Below are 17541 nucleotides of genomic sequence, written 5' to 3' on the forward strand. Positions count from 1 at the left end.
GCGCGGGGCCGGCAGTCCGGGCCGGGCCGTCCCGGCTCGTTAGGCCTTGGTTAGCCAGTAGGTGAGGTTGAGGTCGGGCTCGGTGCCGGTGGCAAGGTCTGCCGAGTCGGCGGGGGCCGAGTGGGTCAGTTCGGTGGCCAGGACTTCCTTGGCCAGGTCGTCGGCGTGCTTGCCGAGGGCATCGGCCAGGTCGGGGTCGGTGGTGGTGAGCCAGACCTTGATGCGGTCGGAGACCTCGAGGCCGGCGGCCTTGCGGGCTTCCTGGAGGGTGCGGACCACCTCGCGGGCGAGGCCGGCCTGCTTGAGTTCGGGGGTGATTTCGAGGTCGAGGGCAACGGTCTCGCCCTGTTCGTTCACCACCGACCAGCCTTCCTTGGGGCGTTCGGACAGCAGTACGTCGGCCTCGGTCACCTCGACGTCGGCCCCGTCGACCACGACTGTCGCCGTACCGGTCGCCTTCAAAACAGCGGCCAGACCGGCGGCATCGGCGGCGGCGATCGCGGCCGCGACCAGCGGGGTCTGCTTGGCGAACCGCTTGCCGAGCTCGCGGAAGTTGCCCTTCGCGGAGAACTCGACCAGGTCCGCACCCGCCGACGACAACGGCTCGACCGAACCGACGTTCAGCTCGTCGGCGATCTCCTGCCGCAGCTCCGGGGACAGGTCCGCGATCGCAGCAGATCCGACCAGCGCCCGGGACAGCGGCTGGCGCGTGCGGACCTTCGCATCCGCCCGCGCCGACCGGCCGAGCTCGACGACCCGCTTGGCCATCGACACGTGCTGCGCCAGTACGTCGTCGATCAGCCCAGCGTCGTACGTCGGGAACTGCGACAGGTGCACGGACTCCGCCAACCCAGGCATGACCGGCCGGAACACGTCCTGCCAGACCCGCTCCGTCACGAACGGCGTGAGCGGCGCCATCACCCGCGTCAGCACCTCAAGCGTCTCGTGCAGCGTCGCCAGCGCGCCCGCGTCACCGGCCCAGAACCGCCGCCGCGATCGCCGGACGTACCAGTTCGACAGCGTGTCGACGAACGAGCTGACCAGCAGGCCGAGCTTCTGCGTGTCGTACGCCGCGTACGCCTCATCCGTGTCCCGGACCAGCCGGTGCGTCTCGCTGACCAGCCAGCGGTCCAGCACCGAGCGCTCCGCGACCGGCGGTACGTCGGACGGCGACCAGTCGGCCAGCCGTGCGTACAGCGAGTGGAACGCCGCCGTGTTCCAGTAGGTCAGCAGCACCTTCCGGACGATCTCGTTCAGCACGTTCGGCCCGATGCCGCGTGCCTTCCACGGCGACCCGGAGGCGGCCATGAACCAGCGCACCGCGTCCGCGCTGTGGTCGTCCATCAGCGGGATCGGCTCCAGGATGTTGCCGAGGTGCTTGGACATCTTCCGGCCGTCCTCGGCCATGATGTGCCCGAGGCAGACGACGTTGCGGTACGACGACTCGTCGAACACCAACGTGCCGATCGCCATCAGCGTGTAGAACCAGCCGCGGGTCTGGTCGATCGCCTCGGAGATGAAGTCAGCCGGGTAGGCCTTCTCGAACTTCTCCTTCGATCCGTCCGCCCATGGGTAGCCCCACTGCGCGAACGGCATCGCGCCCGAGTCGTACCAGGCGTCGATGACCTCCGCGACCCGCTTCGACTCTGCACCACACTGAGGGCAGGCGAAGGTGATGTCGTCGACGTACGGCCGGTGCGGGTCGGTGGCACTCAGGTCCTGCCCGGCCAGCTCGCCGAGCTCGGCCAGCGAGCCGACGCAGACCTGGTGGTCCTCCTCGCAACGCCAGATCGGCAGCGGCGTCCCCCAGTAGCGGGAGCGCGAGACGGCCCAGTCGATGTTGTTCCGCAGCCAGTCGCCGTACCGGCCCCACTTGACCGACTCCGGGAACCAGTTGGTCTTCTCGTTCTCCCGAAGCAGTGCGTCCTTCACCTGCGTGGTGCGGATGTACCAGGACGGGAGCGCGTAGTACATGACCGGTGTGTGGCAGCGCCAGCAGTGCGGATACGGGTGCTCGTACGGGACGTGTTTGAACAGCGCACCGCGGGCCTCGAGGTCCTTGACCAGATCCGCGTCGGCCTTCTTGAAGAACTGGCCGCCCACCAGCGGGATGTCCGCGGAGAACGTTCCGTCGGCCTCGACCGGCTTCACGACCGGCAGCCCGTACGCTCGGCAGACGATGAGGTCGTCCGCACCGAACGCGGGGGACTGGTGCACCAGACCGGTGCCGTCCTCAGTGGTCACGTACTCAGCCAGTACGACGTAGTGCGCCGGCTCGGGGAATTCCACCAGCTCGAACGGGCGCTGGTAGTTCCAGCGCTCCATGTCACGGCCGACGTACTGCCCGGTCACGGTCCAGCCCTCGCCGAGCCGGTCCAGCAGCGGCTCGGCCACCACGAGTGACTCGGTGCCGTCGGTGGCAACGACGTACTGGACGTCGGGGTGCACGGCCACGGCGGTGTTGGACACCAGCGTCCACGGGGTCGTCGTCCAGACCAGCAGCGACGCCGTACCGGCCAGGGGGCCGGAGGTGAGCGGGAAGCGGACGTAGACCGAGGGGTCGACGACCGTCTCGTAGCCCTGGGCGAGTTCGTGGTCGGACAGGCCGGTGCCACAGCGCGGGCAGTACGGCGTGATCCGGTAGTCCTCGACCAGCAGACCCTTGTCGTGGATCTGCTTGAGCGACCACCACACGGACTGGACGTACTCCGGGTCCATCGTCCGGTACGGGTGGTCCATGTCGACCCAGTAGCCCATCCGGCTGGTCAGCTCGGCGAAGGCGTCGACGTGCCGCAGCACGGACTCCCGGCACTTGGCGTTGAACTCGGCGATGCCGTAGGCCTCGATGTCGTTCTTGCCGTTGAAGCCGAGCTCCTTCTCGACCGCGACCTCGACCGGCAGGCCGTGGCAGTCCCAGCCGGCCTTGCGCTCGACCGAGAAACCCTTCATGGTCCGGTAGCGCGGGAAGAGGTCCTTGAAGACACGCGCCTCGATGTGGTGCGTGCCGGGCATCCCGTTCGCGGTCGGGGGACCTTCGAAGAACGTCCACGGCGTGCCGCCGGCGGACTGCTCGAGACTCTTGGCGAAGGTGTCTTGCTCGTCCCAGTGCGTGAGCACCTCGCGCTCCAGCGCGGGGAAGTCAACCTGGGCCGGGACCTGCCGCCAGCCGGTTCCGGGGTTCTGTGCCGCCATTGTTCCGTTCCTTCGTCGCCGTTGACTGCTCGACGAGGGACGGAATGCCCTGGACCGGATCGGCCGGGCACCGCGCGGTACCACCCTCCTTGGCGATTCCCAGGGGTCAACCAGGGGAGTCACCCACTTCCTTCGCGCGCCGCTGCCGGTTCTAATAGGTCGCCACGGACCGTTCTTCCGGCGGCTCCGGGGTGATGGCCCCATCACTGCCTTGCTGCTCGCGGTAGTCAGTGTACGGCGTCGTACCGGGCAACTACGAATTGTTAATGAGTGGCCGTTGCTGGGTACAGCCGTGAGAATGCTGCGTGAAGTTCATCGAAATGTCACCGTGGGTAGCGGCTGAGATGCGGCTGTGACGCGCGGAACATCGAGTGAACTTGAAGAAGCGACTACCGTATGTCCACGGTCTGCGCGTCGGACTGGCCAGGCTCCCCGAGCTGGCCTACTGTCTGGCGACCAGTCCGCTTCAGTCTCCGACGAAGAGGGGGTAGCTACCCATGGCTACGGCTCCCAGGAAGTCCGCCCCCGTACGCAAGACCGCGGCCAAGAAGAGTGCCTCGGGAACCAGCGAGTCACCGAAGACGACCCGTAAGGCACCGGCGAAGAAGAGGGTGGCCATGAAGACGAACGAGAACCGGACACCGGCGACAGCGCCGGCCAAGACCCCGGTGCACAAGGCCGACACCCTCGCGGTGAAGGACGGCGAGACTCCGTGGACCGCGGCCGAGCTGGCCGAGCTCCGCGCCGAGCTGGAGGCCGATGTGCTGCACCTCCGCGACGAGATCAAGAGCGCCGAGAAGGAGATCGTCGGGCTGCTCCGCGACGGCGGTGACGGCGCCGGCAACGACCAGGCCGACGTCGGCTCCACGACGCTGGAGCGCGACCACGAGATGTCCCTGGCCAACAACGCCCGCGACATGCTCGACCAGGACGAGCGCGCGCTGTCCCGGATCGAGGACGGCACGTACGGCGTGTGTGAGTCCTGCGGCAAGGCCATCGGCAAGGGTCGGCTGCAGGCATTCCCGCGTGCGACACTGTGCGTCTCATGCAAAGAACGCGAAGAACGTCGCTGAACGACGACGCACCCACGTCCTCGGACGACGTAACACCGGAGCCGGCCGACGCTGAGTCGGCCGGTTCTCCGTCGTCTCCGGAGCCGCCCGCGAACCGGTCGTGGAAGTGGATCGCGTTGTTCGGCGTGGCCGGGATCCTGGTTCTCGGGCTCGATCAGCTCACCAAAGCTCTGGCCCTGGCGCATCTGACGCCGGGGGAGCCGGTGAACGTGATCGGCAGCCTGCTGAAGTTCAACCTGATCCGGAACTCCGGCGCCGCGTTCAGCCTCGGCGCCGGGTACACGCCGGTGATCAGCGTGATCCAGATCGCCGTCGCGATCGGGGTCGTCTACCTGTCCCGCAAGCTCGGCTCGGCCGGCTGGGCGGTGGCCTTCGGGCTGCTGTTCGGCGGTGCGGTCGGCAACATCACGGACCGGATCTTCCGCCCGCCGTCGCCGTTCCACGGCCACGTCATCGACTTCCTGCAGACGCCGCACTGGGCGATCTTCAACGTCGCGGACATGGCCGTCACCTCGGCCGCGATCCTGCTGGTGATCCAGACCCTGCGCGGCATCCGCCTCGACGGCACGAGGGAGCAGCGCAAGTGAACTCCCGCACCCTGATGGTCCCGGACGGGCTGGCCGGTGAGCGGCTCGACGCCGCCTTGTCCCGGCTGTTCGGCGTCTCCCGCACCAAGGCCGCCGAGATGATCGAGGCCGGCCTGGTCCAGATGGACGGCTCGACCGCGCTCAAGTCCTCCCGCGTGACCGCCGGCGTGATGCTCGATGTCGAGCTGCCACCGCCGCCGGCCGAGGTGACCGTCGTACCGGAGACCGTCGACAACCTGCGGATCGTGCACGACGACGACGAGATCGTCGTGGTGGACAAGCCCGTCGGTGTCGCCGCGCACCCGTCCCCGGGCTGGACCGGCCCGACCGTGATCGGGCACCTGGCCGGAGCCGGCTTCAACATCTCCACCAGCGGTGCCGCCGAGCGCAAGGGGATCGTGCACCGGCTCGACGTGGGCACCTCCGGCCTGATGGTCGTCGCCAAGACGGAGTACGCGTACACCGTTCTCAAGCGCGCCTTCAAGGAGCGGACGGTGAAGAAGATCTACCACGCGCTGGTCCAGGGTCACCCCGACCCGTTCACCGGCACCGTGGACGCGCCGATCGACCGGCACCCGCACCACGACTACAAGTTCGGCGTCATCGCGGGCGGCAAGCCCAGCATCACGCACTACGAGACGCTCGAGGCCTTCCGGTACGCGACCCTGCTCGAGATCACCCTCGAGACGGGCCGCACGCACCAGATCCGCGTCCACATGTCCGCGATCGGCCACCCGTGCTGCGGCGATCTCACGTACGGCGCGGACCCAGTGCTGGCCGAGAAGCTCCAGTTGCAGCGTCAGTGGCTGCACGCCATGCGCCTCGGCTTCGACCACCCGGGCAGCGGGGAGTACGTCGAGTTCACCTCGCAGTACCCCGAGGACCTGGACCAGGCCCTCGACAAACTCGCCGACTCACACTGACATCAACTCGTAGAACCCGGCCGGGTCCTTCGAGCCGTACAGCTTGTACCAAGAGTCGAGTACGGCGGGCTCGTACACCTCGAGCTTCGCCAGGATCTCCCTGGCGAACTCGACCGGTGCCTGCGCCTTCCCGGTGATCAGCGGACCGTCGGTCACCGCGAGCTCATCGCGGTAGTTTGCAGCGCCGCCGTACCCGAGGCTCTGCAGGAACTCGAGGGCGTTGCTGGTGTGCGCCCGGTCGTCCAGCAGCCCGGCCATCGCCAGCCCACCGGTCGCGCCACAGATGGCAGCCACCGGTACGTCGGCCGCCAGGAACTCGCGCGCCCTCGCGACGAACGGCTGGTACGCCGGGGTCGGGAACAGGTCGTTGCCCGGCAGGATCAGCATCGCGCTCTCGGCCGGGGTGAGCTCGTCGAGCGTCACGTCCGGCAGGACTCGCATGCCGCCGGTGGTACGGATCGGATCCAGGCTCGCGCCGACCGTGCGGACGACGTACCGGCCTGGTTTGCGCTGCCAGTCCGGGCGGTTGATGGCGGCGGTGGCGAAGCCGGCTTCCCAGTCGGCGTAGGTGTCGTAGACGGCGACGTGGACGGTGGTGGCGCTGTTCTCGGTCATGACAACATCATGTCGTAACGACAATATGCTGTCAAGAGTGCGACGACCGGATAGCGGGCGTCTGGGGGCCGGCCGGAGCGCCGATTCAGAACTGTCCGTGGGCCCGCATACTCTGTACCGGTCCCGCTCACTCACGCCCTGGGAGGTCCGCGCCGATATGGGGTCCAGCGACAGTTTTGTGCATCTCCACGTGCACACCGAGTACTCGATGCTGGATGGCGCGGCAAGGATCGACGAGTTGTTCAAAACGGCCCAGGAGATGGGCCAGCCGGCGATCGCGACCACCGACCACGGGTTCGTCTTCGGGGCCTACGAGTTCTGGAAGACCGCGAAGAAGTACGACGTCAAGCCGATCATCGGCGTCGAGGCGTACCTGACACCGCACACCCACCGGACCGAACGCAAGCGGGTCAAGTGGGGCGACGCGAACTCGGGCCGCGACGACGTCTCGGGTTCGGGTGCCTATACCCACATGACGCTGCTGGCGAAGAACACGTCGGGTATGCACAACCTGTTCAAGATGAGCTCGCTGGCGTCTCTCGAGGGCTACTACTTCAAGCCCCGGATGGACCGCGAGCTGCTGAACACGTACGGCCAGGGCCTGATCGCGACCACCGGCTGCCCGTCCGGCGAGGTGCAGACGCGGCTGCGGCTGGGGCAGTACGACGAGGCCATCAAGGCGGCCTCGGAGTTCCGCGACATCTTCGGCAAGGAGAACTTCTACTGCGAGCTGATGGACCACGGCCTCGGCATCGAGCGGAACATCCAGGGCGACCTGCTCCGGCTGGCCAAGGAGCTCGGGCTGCCGCTGGTGGCCACCAACGACCTGCACTACACCAAGGCCGAGGACGCCACCGCGCACGCGGCGCTGCTGTGTGTGCAGTCCGGCTCGACCCTGTCGGACCCGAACCGGTTCAAGTTCGACGCGAACGAGTTCTACGTGAAGACCGCGGCCGAGATGCGCGAGGTCTGGAAGGACTTCCCGGAGGCGTGTGACAACACGCTGCTGATCGCCGAGCAGTGCGACGTCAGCTTCACCGAGGGGGAGGGCCGGTTCATGCCGCGCTTCCCCTGCCCGGAGGGGCACAACGAGGAGTCCTGGTTCATCGCCGAGGTCGAGACCGGGCTGCACAAGCGCTACCCGGCCGGCGTCCCGGACCACGTCCGCAAGCAGGCGGAGTACGAGATCGAGGTCATCACCTCGAAGGGGTACGCGGGCTACTTCCTGGTCGTCGCCGACTTCATCAACTGGGCCAAGGAGAACGGCATCCGGGTCGGCCCGGGCCGTGGCTCCGGCGCCGGCTCGATGTGCGCGTACGTGATGCGGATCACCGACCTCGACCCACTGGTGCACGGCCTGATCTTCGAGCGGTTCCTGAACCCGGAACGGATGTCGATGCCCGACTTCGACATCGACTTCGACGACCGCCGCCGCCCCGAGGTGATCCGCTACGTCACCGAGAAGTACGGCGACGACCGGGTCGCGATGATCGTCACCTACGGAACGATCAAGGCCAAGCAGGCGATCAAGGACGCCGGCCGGGTGCTCGACTACCCGTTCGCGATGGGTGACCGGATCACCAAGGCGATGCCGCCCGCGGTGATGGGCAAGGACGTGCCGCTGTCCGGCATCTTCGACTCCAGCCACAAGCGCTACTCCGAGGCCGGCGAGTTCCGCCAGCTCTACGAGGCCGACCAGGACGTCCGCAAGATCGTCGACACCGCCCGCGGCCTGGAGAACCTGAAGCGCCAGTGGGGTGTGCACGCGGCCGGTGTGATCATGTCCAGCGAGCCGCTGATCGAGCTGATCCCGATCATGCGCCGCGACCAGGACGGCCAGATCATCACCCAGTTCGACTACCCGAGCTGCGAGACGCTCGGCCTGGTCAAGATGGACTTCCTGGGTCTGCGCAACCTGACGATCATGGACGACGCGGTCAAGAACGTCGAAGCCAGCCGTGGCATCACGCTGGACCTGGATGCGCTCGGCCGCAGCCCCGACGACAAAGCGACCTTCGAGCTGCTCGGCCGCGGCGACACCCTCGGCGTCTTCCAGTTCGACGGCGGCCCGATGCGGGCGCTGCTGCGGCTGATGAAGCCGGACCACTTCGAGGACATCTCCGCCGTCGGTGCGCTCTACCGGCCCGGCCCGATGGGCGCGAACAGCCACACCAACTACGCCCTGCGCAAGAACAAGCAGCAGGAGATCAGCTACCCGCACGACGAGCTCGCGGTCGCCCTCGAGCCGATCCTCGGTGTCACCTACGGCCTGATCGTCTATCAGGAGCAGGTGATGGAGATCGCCCAGCGCCTGGCCGGCTACTCGCTGGGCAAGGCGGACCTGCTCCGCCGGGCGATGGGCAAGAAGAAGCGCGAGGTGCTGGACGCGGAGTACGTCGGCTTCGCCGAGGGCATGAAGGCGAACGGCTTCTCCGAGGGGTCGGTCAAGGCACTCTGGGACGTCCTGCTCCCGTTCTCCGACTACGCGTTCAACAAGGCGCACTCCGCGGCGTACGGGCTGGTCTCGTACTGGACGGCGTACCTGAAGGCGAACTACCCGGCCGAGTACATGGCTGCTGTTCTGACGTCGGTGAAGGACGACAAGGACAAGATGGCCATCTACCTCAACGAGTGCCGCCGGATGGGTATCAAGGTGCTCCCGCCGGACGTGAACGAGTCCGACTCGAACTTCACCCCGGTCGGCACCGACATCCGCTTCGGTCTGTCCGGGATCCGCAACGTCGGCGTGAACGTGGTCGCCGAGATCGTCGCGGCCCGCGAGGAGAAGGGCCGGTTCACTGACTTCGTCGACTTCATCGACAAGGTCTCGCTGCCGGTCTGCAACAAGCGGGTCATCGAGTCGCTGGGCAAGGCCGGTTCGTTCGACTCGATGAACCACGCCCGGCGTGCGGTCGTCGCGGTCCACGAGCAGGCGGTGGACGAGGCGATCGACCTCAAGCGGAACGAGGCGCACGGCCAGTTCGACCTGTTCTCGATGGGGGACGAGGAGCCGGCCGGCGGCGACGGCGAGGTGAACAGCCGGCTGTCGGTGCGGGTGCCCGAGATCGAGGAGTGGGACAAGGCCACCAAGCTCGCGCACGAGCGCGACATGCTCGGTCTGTACGTCTCCGACCACCCGCTGTTCGGCGTCGAGCACGTGCTCACCAACGGCACCGACTGCACGATCGGGCAGCTTCTCAGTGACGAGGATCGCCCCGACGGCACCAGGGTCACCATCGGCGGCCTGGTCACCGCGGTCCAGCGCAAGGTGAACAAGCGCGGTGACATCTACGCGATCGTCACCATCGAGGACCTCGAAGGTTCGATCGAGGTGATGATGTTCTCCTCGGCGTACCAGTTGCACGCCCACCTGCTCAGCAACGACGCGATCATCTTGATGAAGGGCCGCATCCGCCGGCGCGAGGACCGCGTCGAGCTGAGCGGCGACGAGGTCGTCGTCCCCGACCTGACCCAGGGCCCCAGCGGCCCGGTCGTCATCACCATGCCCGTCACCCGCTGTACCAAGCCCGTCGTCGACCAGCTCCGCGACGTCCTCCAGTCCCACCCCGGTATGACGGAGGTCCAGCTCCGCCTGGAAGCCCGCCAGAAAACCACCGTCATGCGCATCGGCGACCGCTTCCGCGTCACCCCCAGTTCCTCCCTGATGGCCGACCTGAAAGCCCTCCTCGGCCCCTCCTGCCTGGCCGGGTAGGGGTTATGCGGCACACTGTCGAGGTGAGTGACTCCTTGCCGCCGCGGCCTGTCTATGGACAGCCGGGGCCTTATCTTGCGCCGCCGTCGATGAATCCGTTCGGGGTGCCGCCGGCGCCTGAGCCGGTGATGCCGTGGGCGAAGGCGATTCTGGTCACCGTGGTGGTCTTCCTGGTGGCCGGGGTCGTTGGTGGCTGGGCCTGGCAGCAGTTCTCGCCACTGGCGCAGTACACGGTGGACGAGCAGGGCGGGGCGCTGGGGGAGGAGCAGATGACCCGGGTGTTCGGGCCGGACGGCACGTTCACCGCGATCGGGTTCGTGACTGCCTTCCTGCTCGGCGGCGCGCTGTTCTGGTGGCTGCGGAATTACGGCCCCTGGTCGGTGGCGGTCGTCGTACTGGGTGCTTGCTTGGGTTCCGGTGTGTCCTGGGGTGTGGGGATGCTGCTGGGGCACGACCCGCTGAACCCTCGGCTCGAGGCTGCGAAGCCGGGTGACCTGGTGGCGGCACCGCTCGAGCTGCATACGTGGACGCCCGCGGTGGCTTGGTTGGTGGGTGCGGCGTTGGCAGCAGCAGTGATTGCGGCCGTCACTTGGCGGGCCGAGGATGCAACCGGTTCGAAACCTGTTGCGTCAGAGGGCCACCCGCCGGTGCACTAGGGTGTCTTGGTCCGGTGGGTGAGGCCACCGGTCCGTACGAGGGGGAAGTTGATGTCTGACCAGAACACTCCGCCCGGCCCGCAGTTCCCGGGGCAGGGTGGTGCGCAGTACCCGCCCCAGAACTTCGCTCCCTATGAGCAGGTGCAAATGGGCGGCACGTGGCAGCCGGAGGCGCCGAAGCCCAAGCGGGGCAAGCTGATCCCGATCGTCGCGGCCCTGGCCATGGTGCTGGTGGTGGCCGGCGGCGGAATCTTTGCCTACGGCAAGCTCAACGGTGGCAAGCAGCCGGACACGGTGCTTCCCGGTACGGCGATCGGCTACCTGCGCGTGGACCTGAACCCGTCGGCCGGCCAGAAGCTCGCCGCGCTGCGGTTCCTGATGAAGTTCCCGTCCGCCAAGGACAAGCTGAAGCTGACCGGCGACAAGGACGACCTGCGCCAGAAGATCTTCGAGGCGATCAAGGCGGACGACGACGACCTCAAGGACGTCGACTACGCCAAGGACGTCGAGCCGTGGCTCGGTGACCGGGTCGGCATCGCCGCACTGCCGGCCACCGAGGCCAAGAAGAAGGAGCCCAGTCTCGTCTTCGCGGTTCAGGTGAAGGACGAGAAGACCGCCACCCAGGCGATGGAGAAGGGCGTCAAGGAGCCCGACGATCCCGCCTACGCGTTCACCGGTGGCTACATGGTGGTCGCCGAGACCCAGGCAGAGCTCGACTCCGCCATGGCCGCCGCGAAGACCAGTCCGCTGGCCGAGAACACGCAGTACCAGGCTGACCTGGAGAAGCTGGGCGAGCCCGGTTTTGCGACGCTGTGGGCGGACTTCGCCGGTCTGACCAAGGCGGTCGGGTCGATGGGTCCGGCCAAGGTCGATCCGATCGGTAACGGCAGCATGGCTGCGGCGCTGCGGTTCGACGCCCAGTATGTCGAGCTCAAGGGCTTCGTCCGCTCCGACCAGGAGATCGTGGCGAAGGCGGCCGACGCGAGCGAGCTCGTCACCAAGCTGCCGGACACGACCGCCGCGGCGATCAGTGTGTCGGGTGTCGACTCGACGATCGACACGGCGTGGAAGAGCCTTGGGAAGAGCGGTGAGTTCGGCGACCTCGTGCAGGGGTTCGCGGAGCAGACCGGCCTGAAGCTGCCGGACGACCTGAAGGCCCTGTTCGGCAAGAACCTGTCGCTCGTCGTCGACAAGGACGCCTCGGCCGGCCCGAAGATCGCGGCCCGGCTGGAGACCGACCCGGCCAAGGCCGAGCCGGTGATCGCGAAGCTGACCACGCTCCTGCAGCAGGAGTCGCCGGTCCAGGTGCCGATCGAGACCGCCAAGGACGGTGACACCCTGGTCGTCTCGACCGACAAGGAGTACGCCGCGAAGGTGCTCGAGAGCGGCAACCTCGGTGCCTCGGAGAGCTTCAAGGCGGCCCTACCGGACGTGTCCGGTGCCACCGGCATCGCCTACGTCGACTTCGACGGCGTCAGCAGCGTCATGGAGGCGATGGGCGAGAAGGCCAACGCCGACCTCAAGGCCCTGCGCTCGGCGGGCATGGTCGCCCGCAACACCGGCAACTTCGAGGGCGAGTTCACGCTCCGCGTCGTCGCCAAGTAGTTCGCTCGACGAAGGCCCGGACGGCAGCAGCACAGCCGTCCGGGTCTTCTCGATGAATCCAGTGCCCGGTACCCTCGAACACCACCTGCTCGGTGCCCGGCCGCCGCCGTGCCATCTCGACAGCCTGGTCCGCGCTCAGCAGGAAGCTGTTGGTTGCTCGCAGCAACAACACCGGACAGTTCACGGCCTCCCAGTCGGCCCACCACGCGCCACGGTTGCCTTCCTGGACGCGCATCATCGTGGCCAGGTCGAAGAGCAGTTCGCCGTCGACAACGCTCTCCAGGAAGTAGTCCGGAGCAGGAGTCGTGGCAAAGAACTCCGCAGCCGCCGCCTGGCTCGCGAAGTGGCGCGGCCAGTCCGCTACGTCGAGCACCGGCTGGGCTACCGCAGTCTCATCGGTGACCGCACCGACGTCCTCGACGACCACGGCACGCGCCAGCTCGGGTCGCCGGGCAGCTAGCTGGTACGCCGTGACGCCGCCGAGCGAATGTCCGTACAGCAGCACGGGCGCCAGGCCGAGCGCCTCGACGAACTGCGCCATGTCATCCACGAACGCCTCCCGGCTGAAGTCGCCGGCCGCTGTGGTGAGACCGTGCCCGCGAAGGTCGGGCGCGATCACGCGGTACTCCGGCAGCAGCTGCTCAGCGAGGGCGGCGAAGGTCAGTCCGCGACCGAAGACACCATGCAGGGCTAGGACTGGGAGTCCGCGGCCGCCGGCGTCTTCGTAGTGGTGTTGGCCGTGGGTAGGCATTGCTTCCTTCCGATGAGTGCGGGCGCGACGATGACCACCGCCGACAGAATCATGCAGAGCCGGAACCCCAGCGGAGCCAGTACGGCGGGAGCCGCGGCGCTGCCGAATTGCCGGATCGCGTTCAGCAGGCCGGCCCCGAATCCGCTGCGCGCGGGCGGTAGCCCGTTGAGCATCAGCGTGGTTGTGGTCGGTGCGATCAGACCGCCGCCGATCCCGAGCGGCAGCAGCCAAAGGGCGAACGCCCAGACCGGCCCGCCGATCAGCAGGCCGGCCAGACCGGCGGCCATCAGGCCTTGACCGAGCAGCAGGGTGCGCCGGATGCCGAGCCTGACCGCCAGTCGGCCGGTCAGCAGATTCGCCGGGATGATGAGCAGGGTCATCGGGATGAACACCAGACCGCTCACCCAGGCAGACTGACCGCGGTCCTGCTGCAGGAACAGTGTCACGACGAAGATCGTCCCGTACGTCGCGAAGTTCAGCGCGAACCCGGTGGCCGAGCTGAGCACGACCGCCGGCGCGGTGACCAGCTCCCGGTACGACGTCCGCCGTACCGGCTGTGGCTTCGGGGTAGCGGGGGTGCGGAGGGCGACGACGAGCGCGAGCAGTGTGGGCGGAACGTTGATCCAGAATGTGCCCTGCCAGCCGATCGCGCTCGTGACCGCTCCACCCAAGGGCGAACCAACCACGAGTGCGATCGCTCCGGCCGCGCTCCAGCGGCCGACCGCTTTGCCGCGTTCGGATGGTTCGGGGTAGGCCGCGTTGAGCATCGACAGTCCCGACGGGAGGATGACCGCCGCCGCGATGCCTTGGACTGCGCGCGCCGCGAGCAGAACTGTGAGGTTGGTGGCGAGTGCGCAGACCGCGGAAGTCGCGGCGAACAAGGCGAGGCCGGCCACGAACGCGCGCCGGGCACCGATCCGGTCGGCCCATGCCCCGGCCGGAAGCAGCGCGACGGCGAACACGAGCGAGTAGCCGGTGAGCACCCAGGCCAGGCCGGCTCGCGCGTTAAGATCGCGGCCGATCATCGGCAACGCCGTGGTCACCGTCGAGGCGTTGAGGGTGATCAGGAAGAAGGACAAGGCGGCTGCAGTAGTAGCCGAACGTCGAGTGGGCACAACTACTACCGTGGTCCGCGGAACAGGCGGACAAAAGGTTGCTGGGTGCACCTGACAGGACCACCCAGGTTGGAGGACAGGGTGAGATCGGCACGGCGGCGGGAGCTGGGCGAGTTCTTGCGAGAGCGTCGTGGGCGCCTGACACCTCCGGACAGCGAGGAGCCACGCCGGACGCCCGGTCTGCGGCGTGCAGAGCTCGCCGACCTGGCCGGGGTGAGTGTCGGCTACTACACGCGGCTCGAGCAGGGGCGCGCCCCGCATCCGTCGGACAGCGTGCTCGAAGCGCTGATCCGCGCCCTCGGCCTGACCGACGACGAGTCGAACCACCTCAGGGCACTGGCTGCCGACACGGAGACGCCGGCGCTCGAGGTGCAGACGGTCTCGGAGTCGGCGCTCCGCACGATGAACTTCCTGGTGGTCCCGACTGCCGCTGTGGTGCTCGGGCGGATCGGTGAGGTGCTGGCTTGGAACGACGCTGCCGCCTTCCTGTTCCCTGGCCGCTTCTCAGCCGACCGTCCACACAACGCGCGGTACGCCTTCAGCCCCGCGGCCCGCGAGCTCTACCTGGACTGGGACGAGGTGGCGGACGATGTCGTCGCCCACCTCCGTGCTGCGGCTGGGCACATGGTCGATGACCCGGAGTACGGCGTACTGGTCGAGGAACTGCTCGCGATTCCGGAGTTCGCCGAGCGGTGGCCGCGGCGGGACGTCAGGCGGCATGTGTCGGGGGAGCGGCGCCTCAAGCACCCGGTGCTCGGCGAACTGACCGTTCGGCACGAGGTGCTCGCCGTACTGGACACGCCTGATCAGTACCTCGTTCTGTACGGGCTCGAAAATCCTTTGCCCGGTGATGTCGAAATCTCCGGAGCAGTCTCTACCTCCTGAGTGAAAGCATCTTTCACCTTGAGGAGTCACCATGAACCATTTCACGAGTCTGCACACCGTCGGCATCCCGGTCACCGACCAGGACCGCGCGCTGGAGTTCTACACCAAGACCCTCGGCTTCGCCCTCGTTGTCGACGCCCCACTCCCGCAACTCGGCGGCCGCTGGATCGTCGTCGCCACCCCCGGCGGCGCCAACATCGCCCTCACCCTCGCGACCGAAGCCGGCCTCGACACCGGCATCCGCCTAGGCACCCCCGACGCGGCCGCCACCCACCAACACCTCACCGCCGAGCAGGTGGCGACCAGCGACCTCCTGTCCTGGCCCGGCGTCCCACCCATGTTCACCTTCCAGGACCCCGACACCAACACCCTGTACGTCGTCCAGGACTAACCCACCTTGAGCACCCGTCAACCACGTTCTGGCCGCGCGGACGACTGAACCGTGCTCAAGGTGGTCGGGGCGGGGCACCTTGAGCGCCGGTTGACCACGTTCTGGCCGCGGGGATGACTGAACCGTGCTCAAGGTGATTGCGGTCAGACGAGGACGTTGCCGCCGCCGACGGTGACGATGGAGCCGGTGGCGTAGTGCTGGTTCATCAGGAAGACGTAAGCCTCGGCGATGTCCTCGGGTTCGCCGATGCGGCCGACCGGGAGTGCTTCGGCGGCGGCTTCGTAGTCGAATCCGTCCGGCCACAAGGGGGTTCGGACGATGCCGGGTTTGACGGCGTTGACCCGGATCGGGGCAAGCTCGAGAGCCAGCGCGCGGACGAGGGAGTCGGCGGCTCCGCAGATGCTGGCGGCGACGGCCCAGCCCGGTCCGGAGCGGTCGGCGGCGGTTCCGCTGGTGAGTACGACGGAACCGCCGGAGCGGATCTTCGGTACGGCGGCATGGATCGCACCGAGTGCGCCGAAGTACCGCAGTTCGAAGGCCTGCCGCGCGCGGGCGAGGTCGAGGGACCGGAGTTCGAGCAGCGTGAGCGCTTCGCCGGCGGTGTAGACGAGGTGGTCGAACGGGTCGAGTCCGGCGAAGAACGCTTCGACAGCGGCCGGGTCGGTCAGGTCGACCGTCGTGCCGTCAGCGGTTGCGGGGAGTTCGGCCAGTGCTCGCTCGACGGAGGAAGGGTTGCTGGAGGCAACGATCACGGTGGCGCCGTGCTCCGCGGCCAGGCGGGCGGTGGCCAGCCCGATTCCCGACGTACCGCCGAGGAGAACGATGCGCTGGTCGTGCAGGGTCATCAGAAAGCCTTTCGTGGTGGGGATTCCCTTTCACGATGCGCCTGCCGGGTGCTCGCGGTCCAAGACCTGTTCGGGCGTCTGTAATACCCTGAAGGTATGACTGACGTCGACCTGCGCAAGCTCCGGTACTTCGTCGCCGTCGCCGAGGAGCTGCATTTCGGGCGCGCGGCGGAGCGCCTGCACATCGCGCAGCCGGTGCTGTCACGGCAGATCCGTGCGCTCGAGCACGAGCTCGGCGCCCAGCTCTTCGCCCGCACCAAACGCGCGACCGAGCTCACCGCGGCCGGTCGGCAACTGCTCGAGGACGCGCGGCCGCTGATCAGCTCGGCCGAGGCCCTCCGTCGCCGGGTCGCCCAGGCCGCTCGCGGCCCGCGCACCTTCACGATCGGCTTCATGCCCGGGATCACCGTGACCCCGGCCGTGCGGGCGTTCGAAGCGCTCCGGCCGGACATCGAGGTCGAGGTGCTCCGGACGACCACCTTCGATCAGGTGCAGGTCCTGTACGACGGTCGCGCCGACGTGAGTGTGGTACGCCTACCGATCGAGCAACGGGGGCTGAGTATCCGGCCGCTGTTCGAGGAACCCCGCCTGGCCATCCTGCCTGCGGACCATCGACTGGCCGGCAAGCCGTCCGTCGACATCGGCGACCTCGCCGACGAACACCTCATGCAGCACCCCGACCAGGTCCCGGAGTGGCGCGACATCGCCGTCGAGCCGCGATCGGGCAGGTCGCGCCGCTTCTCCGAGGTGTCCAGCGTCGAGGAGAAGCTGGAACACGTCGCGAGCGGTCGCGGTATCTCGATCCTCCCGCTCTCCGTGGCGAGGTTCTACCAGCGCGCCGACGTGAGCGCCGTACCGGTGAACGACCTCGCCCCGAACAAGATCTCCCTGGCCTGGCTGGCCTCCCGCCGTTCCCGGGCCATCCAGGAGTTCGCTGCCCTTGCGGGCACAGTCGACTGGGTGATGACCCGCTGAGTGGGACCATCGATCATGAGGCTCTGGGGGATTATGGCGATTCTGCTCGTGGCGGTGACTGCATGTGCGGGCGGGGGTGGAAAGCCGCAGACGACTGGGGAACGGGCGTTTCCGGAGGCTGGAACTGTTGCGCTTGCGCCGGACAAGGCGGCGAAGTTGCAGGCTGCTCTGGACAAGATCGTGGCTGATCAGGACCTCGAGTCGGGGGCTCGGGGT

The 17541-nt window shown here is 67.8% G+C and carries 16 protein-coding genes; 10 read left to right on the forward strand and 6 right to left on the reverse strand.

All coding sequences use genetic code 11. The features are described 5' to 3' along the window. Positions 1 to 39: 39 nt before the first annotated feature. Together ileS and E1261_RS46100 are read right to left on the reverse strand one after the other, a co-directional pair. The gene (gene ileS, locus E1261_RS32105; protein WP_132413229.1) at positions 40 to 3192 is read right to left on the reverse strand and encodes an isoleucine--tRNA ligase; all 3153 of its coding nucleotides are present in this window, start codon (positions 3190 to 3192) and stop codon (positions 40 to 42) included. Positions 3193 to 3658: 466 nt separating this feature from the next. Next, positions 3659 to 3811, reverse strand: a complete 153-nt coding sequence (locus tag E1261_RS46100) for a hypothetical protein (RefSeq protein WP_202875200.1) — start codon at positions 3809 to 3811, stop codon at positions 3659 to 3661. On the opposite strand from E1261_RS46100, the gene E1261_RS32110 reads away from it, so the two are divergent. The 3 genes from E1261_RS32110 to E1261_RS32120 are packed head-to-tail and all read left to right on the forward strand — an operon-like array spanning position 3810 to position 5775. Continuing rightward, the gene (locus E1261_RS32110) at positions 3810 to 4265 is read left to right on the forward strand and encodes a TraR/DksA family transcriptional regulator (protein ID WP_202875202.1); all 456 of its coding nucleotides are present in this window, start codon (positions 3810 to 3812) and stop codon (positions 4263 to 4265) included. The genes E1261_RS46100 and E1261_RS32110 overlap by 2 nt on opposite strands. Further along, positions 4238 to 4852 (forward strand): signal peptidase II, encoded by a 615-nt coding sequence (lspA, locus tag E1261_RS32115; RefSeq protein WP_132413233.1) that lies wholly within the window; start codon positions 4238 to 4240, stop codon positions 4850 to 4852. The genes E1261_RS32110 and lspA overlap by 28 nt, the downstream gene beginning before the upstream one ends. A gap of 14 nt (positions 4853 to 4866) precedes the next feature. Further along, positions 4867 to 5775, forward strand: a complete 909-nt coding sequence (locus tag E1261_RS32120; RefSeq protein ID WP_132413253.1) for an RluA family pseudouridine synthase — start codon at positions 4867 to 4869, stop codon at positions 5773 to 5775. On the opposite strand, the gene E1261_RS32125 is transcribed toward E1261_RS32120, so the two are convergent. Beyond that, positions 5767 to 6390: a DJ-1/PfpI family protein gene (locus E1261_RS32125; RefSeq protein ID WP_132413235.1), complete on the reverse strand. Its 624-nt coding sequence runs from the start codon at positions 6388 to 6390 to the stop codon at positions 5767 to 5769. The genes E1261_RS32120 and E1261_RS32125 overlap by 9 nt on opposite strands. A gap of 157 nt (positions 6391 to 6547) precedes the next feature. Between E1261_RS32125 and dnaE the strand changes: the two genes are divergently transcribed. Genes dnaE through E1261_RS32140 form a run of 3 tightly spaced genes read left to right on the forward strand, consistent with a single transcriptional unit; the run spans position 6548 to position 12363 of the window. Further along, positions 6548 to 10102, forward strand: a complete 3555-nt coding sequence (gene dnaE, locus E1261_RS32130) for a DNA polymerase III subunit alpha (RefSeq protein ID WP_132413237.1) — start codon at positions 6548 to 6550, stop codon at positions 10100 to 10102. Between the two features lie 23 nt (positions 10103 to 10125). Further along, positions 10126 to 10758, forward strand: a complete 633-nt coding sequence (locus E1261_RS32135) for a hypothetical protein (RefSeq protein WP_238176559.1) — start codon at positions 10126 to 10128, stop codon at positions 10756 to 10758. A gap of 51 nt (positions 10759 to 10809) precedes the next feature. Further along, positions 10810 to 12363, forward strand: coding sequence for a DUF3352 domain-containing protein (locus tag E1261_RS32140; protein ID WP_132413241.1), 1554 nt, complete (start codon positions 10810 to 10812; stop codon positions 12361 to 12363). Here E1261_RS32140 and E1261_RS32145 read toward each other — a convergent pair. Together E1261_RS32145 and E1261_RS32150 are read right to left on the reverse strand one after the other, a co-directional pair. Next, positions 12338 to 13114, reverse strand: coding sequence for an alpha/beta fold hydrolase (locus E1261_RS32145; RefSeq protein WP_132413243.1), 777 nt, complete (start codon positions 13112 to 13114; stop codon positions 12338 to 12340). The genes E1261_RS32140 and E1261_RS32145 overlap by 26 nt on opposite strands. Continuing rightward, positions 13054 to 14229, reverse strand: a complete 1176-nt coding sequence (locus tag E1261_RS32150; RefSeq protein WP_165952729.1) for an MFS transporter — start codon at positions 14227 to 14229, stop codon at positions 13054 to 13056. The genes E1261_RS32145 and E1261_RS32150 overlap by 61 nt, the downstream gene beginning before the upstream one ends. A gap of 81 nt (positions 14230 to 14310) precedes the next feature. Between E1261_RS32150 and E1261_RS32155 the strand changes: the two genes are divergently transcribed. Next, positions 14311 to 15114, forward strand: a complete 804-nt coding sequence (locus E1261_RS32155) for a helix-turn-helix transcriptional regulator (protein ID WP_165952730.1) — start codon at positions 14311 to 14313, stop codon at positions 15112 to 15114. A gap of 31 nt (positions 15115 to 15145) precedes the next feature. Beyond that, on the forward strand, positions 15146 to 15505 hold the full coding sequence (locus E1261_RS32160; protein ID WP_132413247.1) for a VOC family protein: 360 nt from the start codon (positions 15146 to 15148) through the stop codon (positions 15503 to 15505). A gap of 143 nt (positions 15506 to 15648) precedes the next feature. Here the strand turns inward: E1261_RS32160 and E1261_RS32165 are convergent, their stop codons facing one another. Further along, the gene (locus tag E1261_RS32165; protein WP_132413249.1) at positions 15649 to 16350 is read right to left on the reverse strand and encodes an SDR family oxidoreductase; all 702 of its coding nucleotides are present in this window, start codon (positions 16348 to 16350) and stop codon (positions 15649 to 15651) included. Between the two features lie 96 nt (positions 16351 to 16446). On the opposite strand from E1261_RS32165, the gene E1261_RS32170 reads away from it, so the two are divergent. Together E1261_RS32170 and E1261_RS46570 are read left to right on the forward strand one after the other, a co-directional pair. Then, positions 16447 to 17325: a LysR family transcriptional regulator gene (locus E1261_RS32170; protein WP_132413251.1), complete on the forward strand. Its 879-nt coding sequence runs from the start codon at positions 16447 to 16449 to the stop codon at positions 17323 to 17325. A gap of 33 nt (positions 17326 to 17358) precedes the next feature. Further along, a partial coding sequence (locus tag E1261_RS46570; protein WP_238176560.1) for a hypothetical protein occupies positions 17359 to 17541 on the forward strand: 183 nt, incomplete at its 3' end.

Origin of the sequence: Kribbella albertanoniae (assembly GCF_004348455.1) — a bacterium.
Lineage (GTDB): Bacteria > Actinomycetota > Actinomycetes > Propionibacteriales > Kribbellaceae > Kribbella > Kribbella albertanoniae.

What these genes read in the sequence shown, in the direction of transcription:
- ileS (WP_132413229.1), bottom strand. Translation starts at nt 3,192, where the DNA reads ATGGCGGCACAGAACCCCGGAACCGGCTGGCGGCAGGTCCCGGCCCAG.
- E1261_RS32110 (WP_202875202.1), top strand. Translation starts at nt 3,810, where the DNA reads ATGAAGACGAACGAGAACCGGACACCGGCGACAGCGCCGGCCAAGACC.
- E1261_RS46100 (WP_202875200.1), bottom strand. Translation starts at nt 3,811, where the DNA reads ATGGCCACCCTCTTCTTCGCCGGTGCCTTACGGGTCGTCTTCGGTGAC.
- lspA (WP_132413233.1), top strand. Translation starts at nt 4,238, where the DNA reads ATGCAAAGAACGCGAAGAACGTCGCTGAACGACGACGCACCCACGTCC.
- E1261_RS32120 (WP_132413253.1), top strand. Translation starts at nt 4,867, where the DNA reads ATGGTCCCGGACGGGCTGGCCGGTGAGCGGCTCGACGCCGCCTTGTCC.
- E1261_RS32125 (WP_132413235.1), bottom strand. Translation starts at nt 6,390, where the DNA reads ATGACCGAGAACAGCGCCACCACCGTCCACGTCGCCGTCTACGACACC.
- dnaE (WP_132413237.1), top strand. Translation starts at nt 6,548, where the DNA reads ATGGGGTCCAGCGACAGTTTTGTGCATCTCCACGTGCACACCGAGTAC.
- E1261_RS32140 (WP_132413241.1), top strand. Translation starts at nt 10,810, where the DNA reads ATGTCTGACCAGAACACTCCGCCCGGCCCGCAGTTCCCGGGGCAGGGT.
- E1261_RS32145 (WP_132413243.1), bottom strand. Translation starts at nt 13,114, where the DNA reads ATGCCTACCCACGGCCAACACCACTACGAAGACGCCGGCGGCCGCGGA.
- E1261_RS32160 (WP_132413247.1), top strand. Translation starts at nt 15,146, where the DNA reads ATGAACCATTTCACGAGTCTGCACACCGTCGGCATCCCGGTCACCGAC.
- E1261_RS32165 (WP_132413249.1), bottom strand. Translation starts at nt 16,350, where the DNA reads ATGACCCTGCACGACCAGCGCATCGTTCTCCTCGGCGGTACGTCGGGA.
- E1261_RS32170 (WP_132413251.1), top strand. Translation starts at nt 16,447, where the DNA reads ATGACTGACGTCGACCTGCGCAAGCTCCGGTACTTCGTCGCCGTCGCC.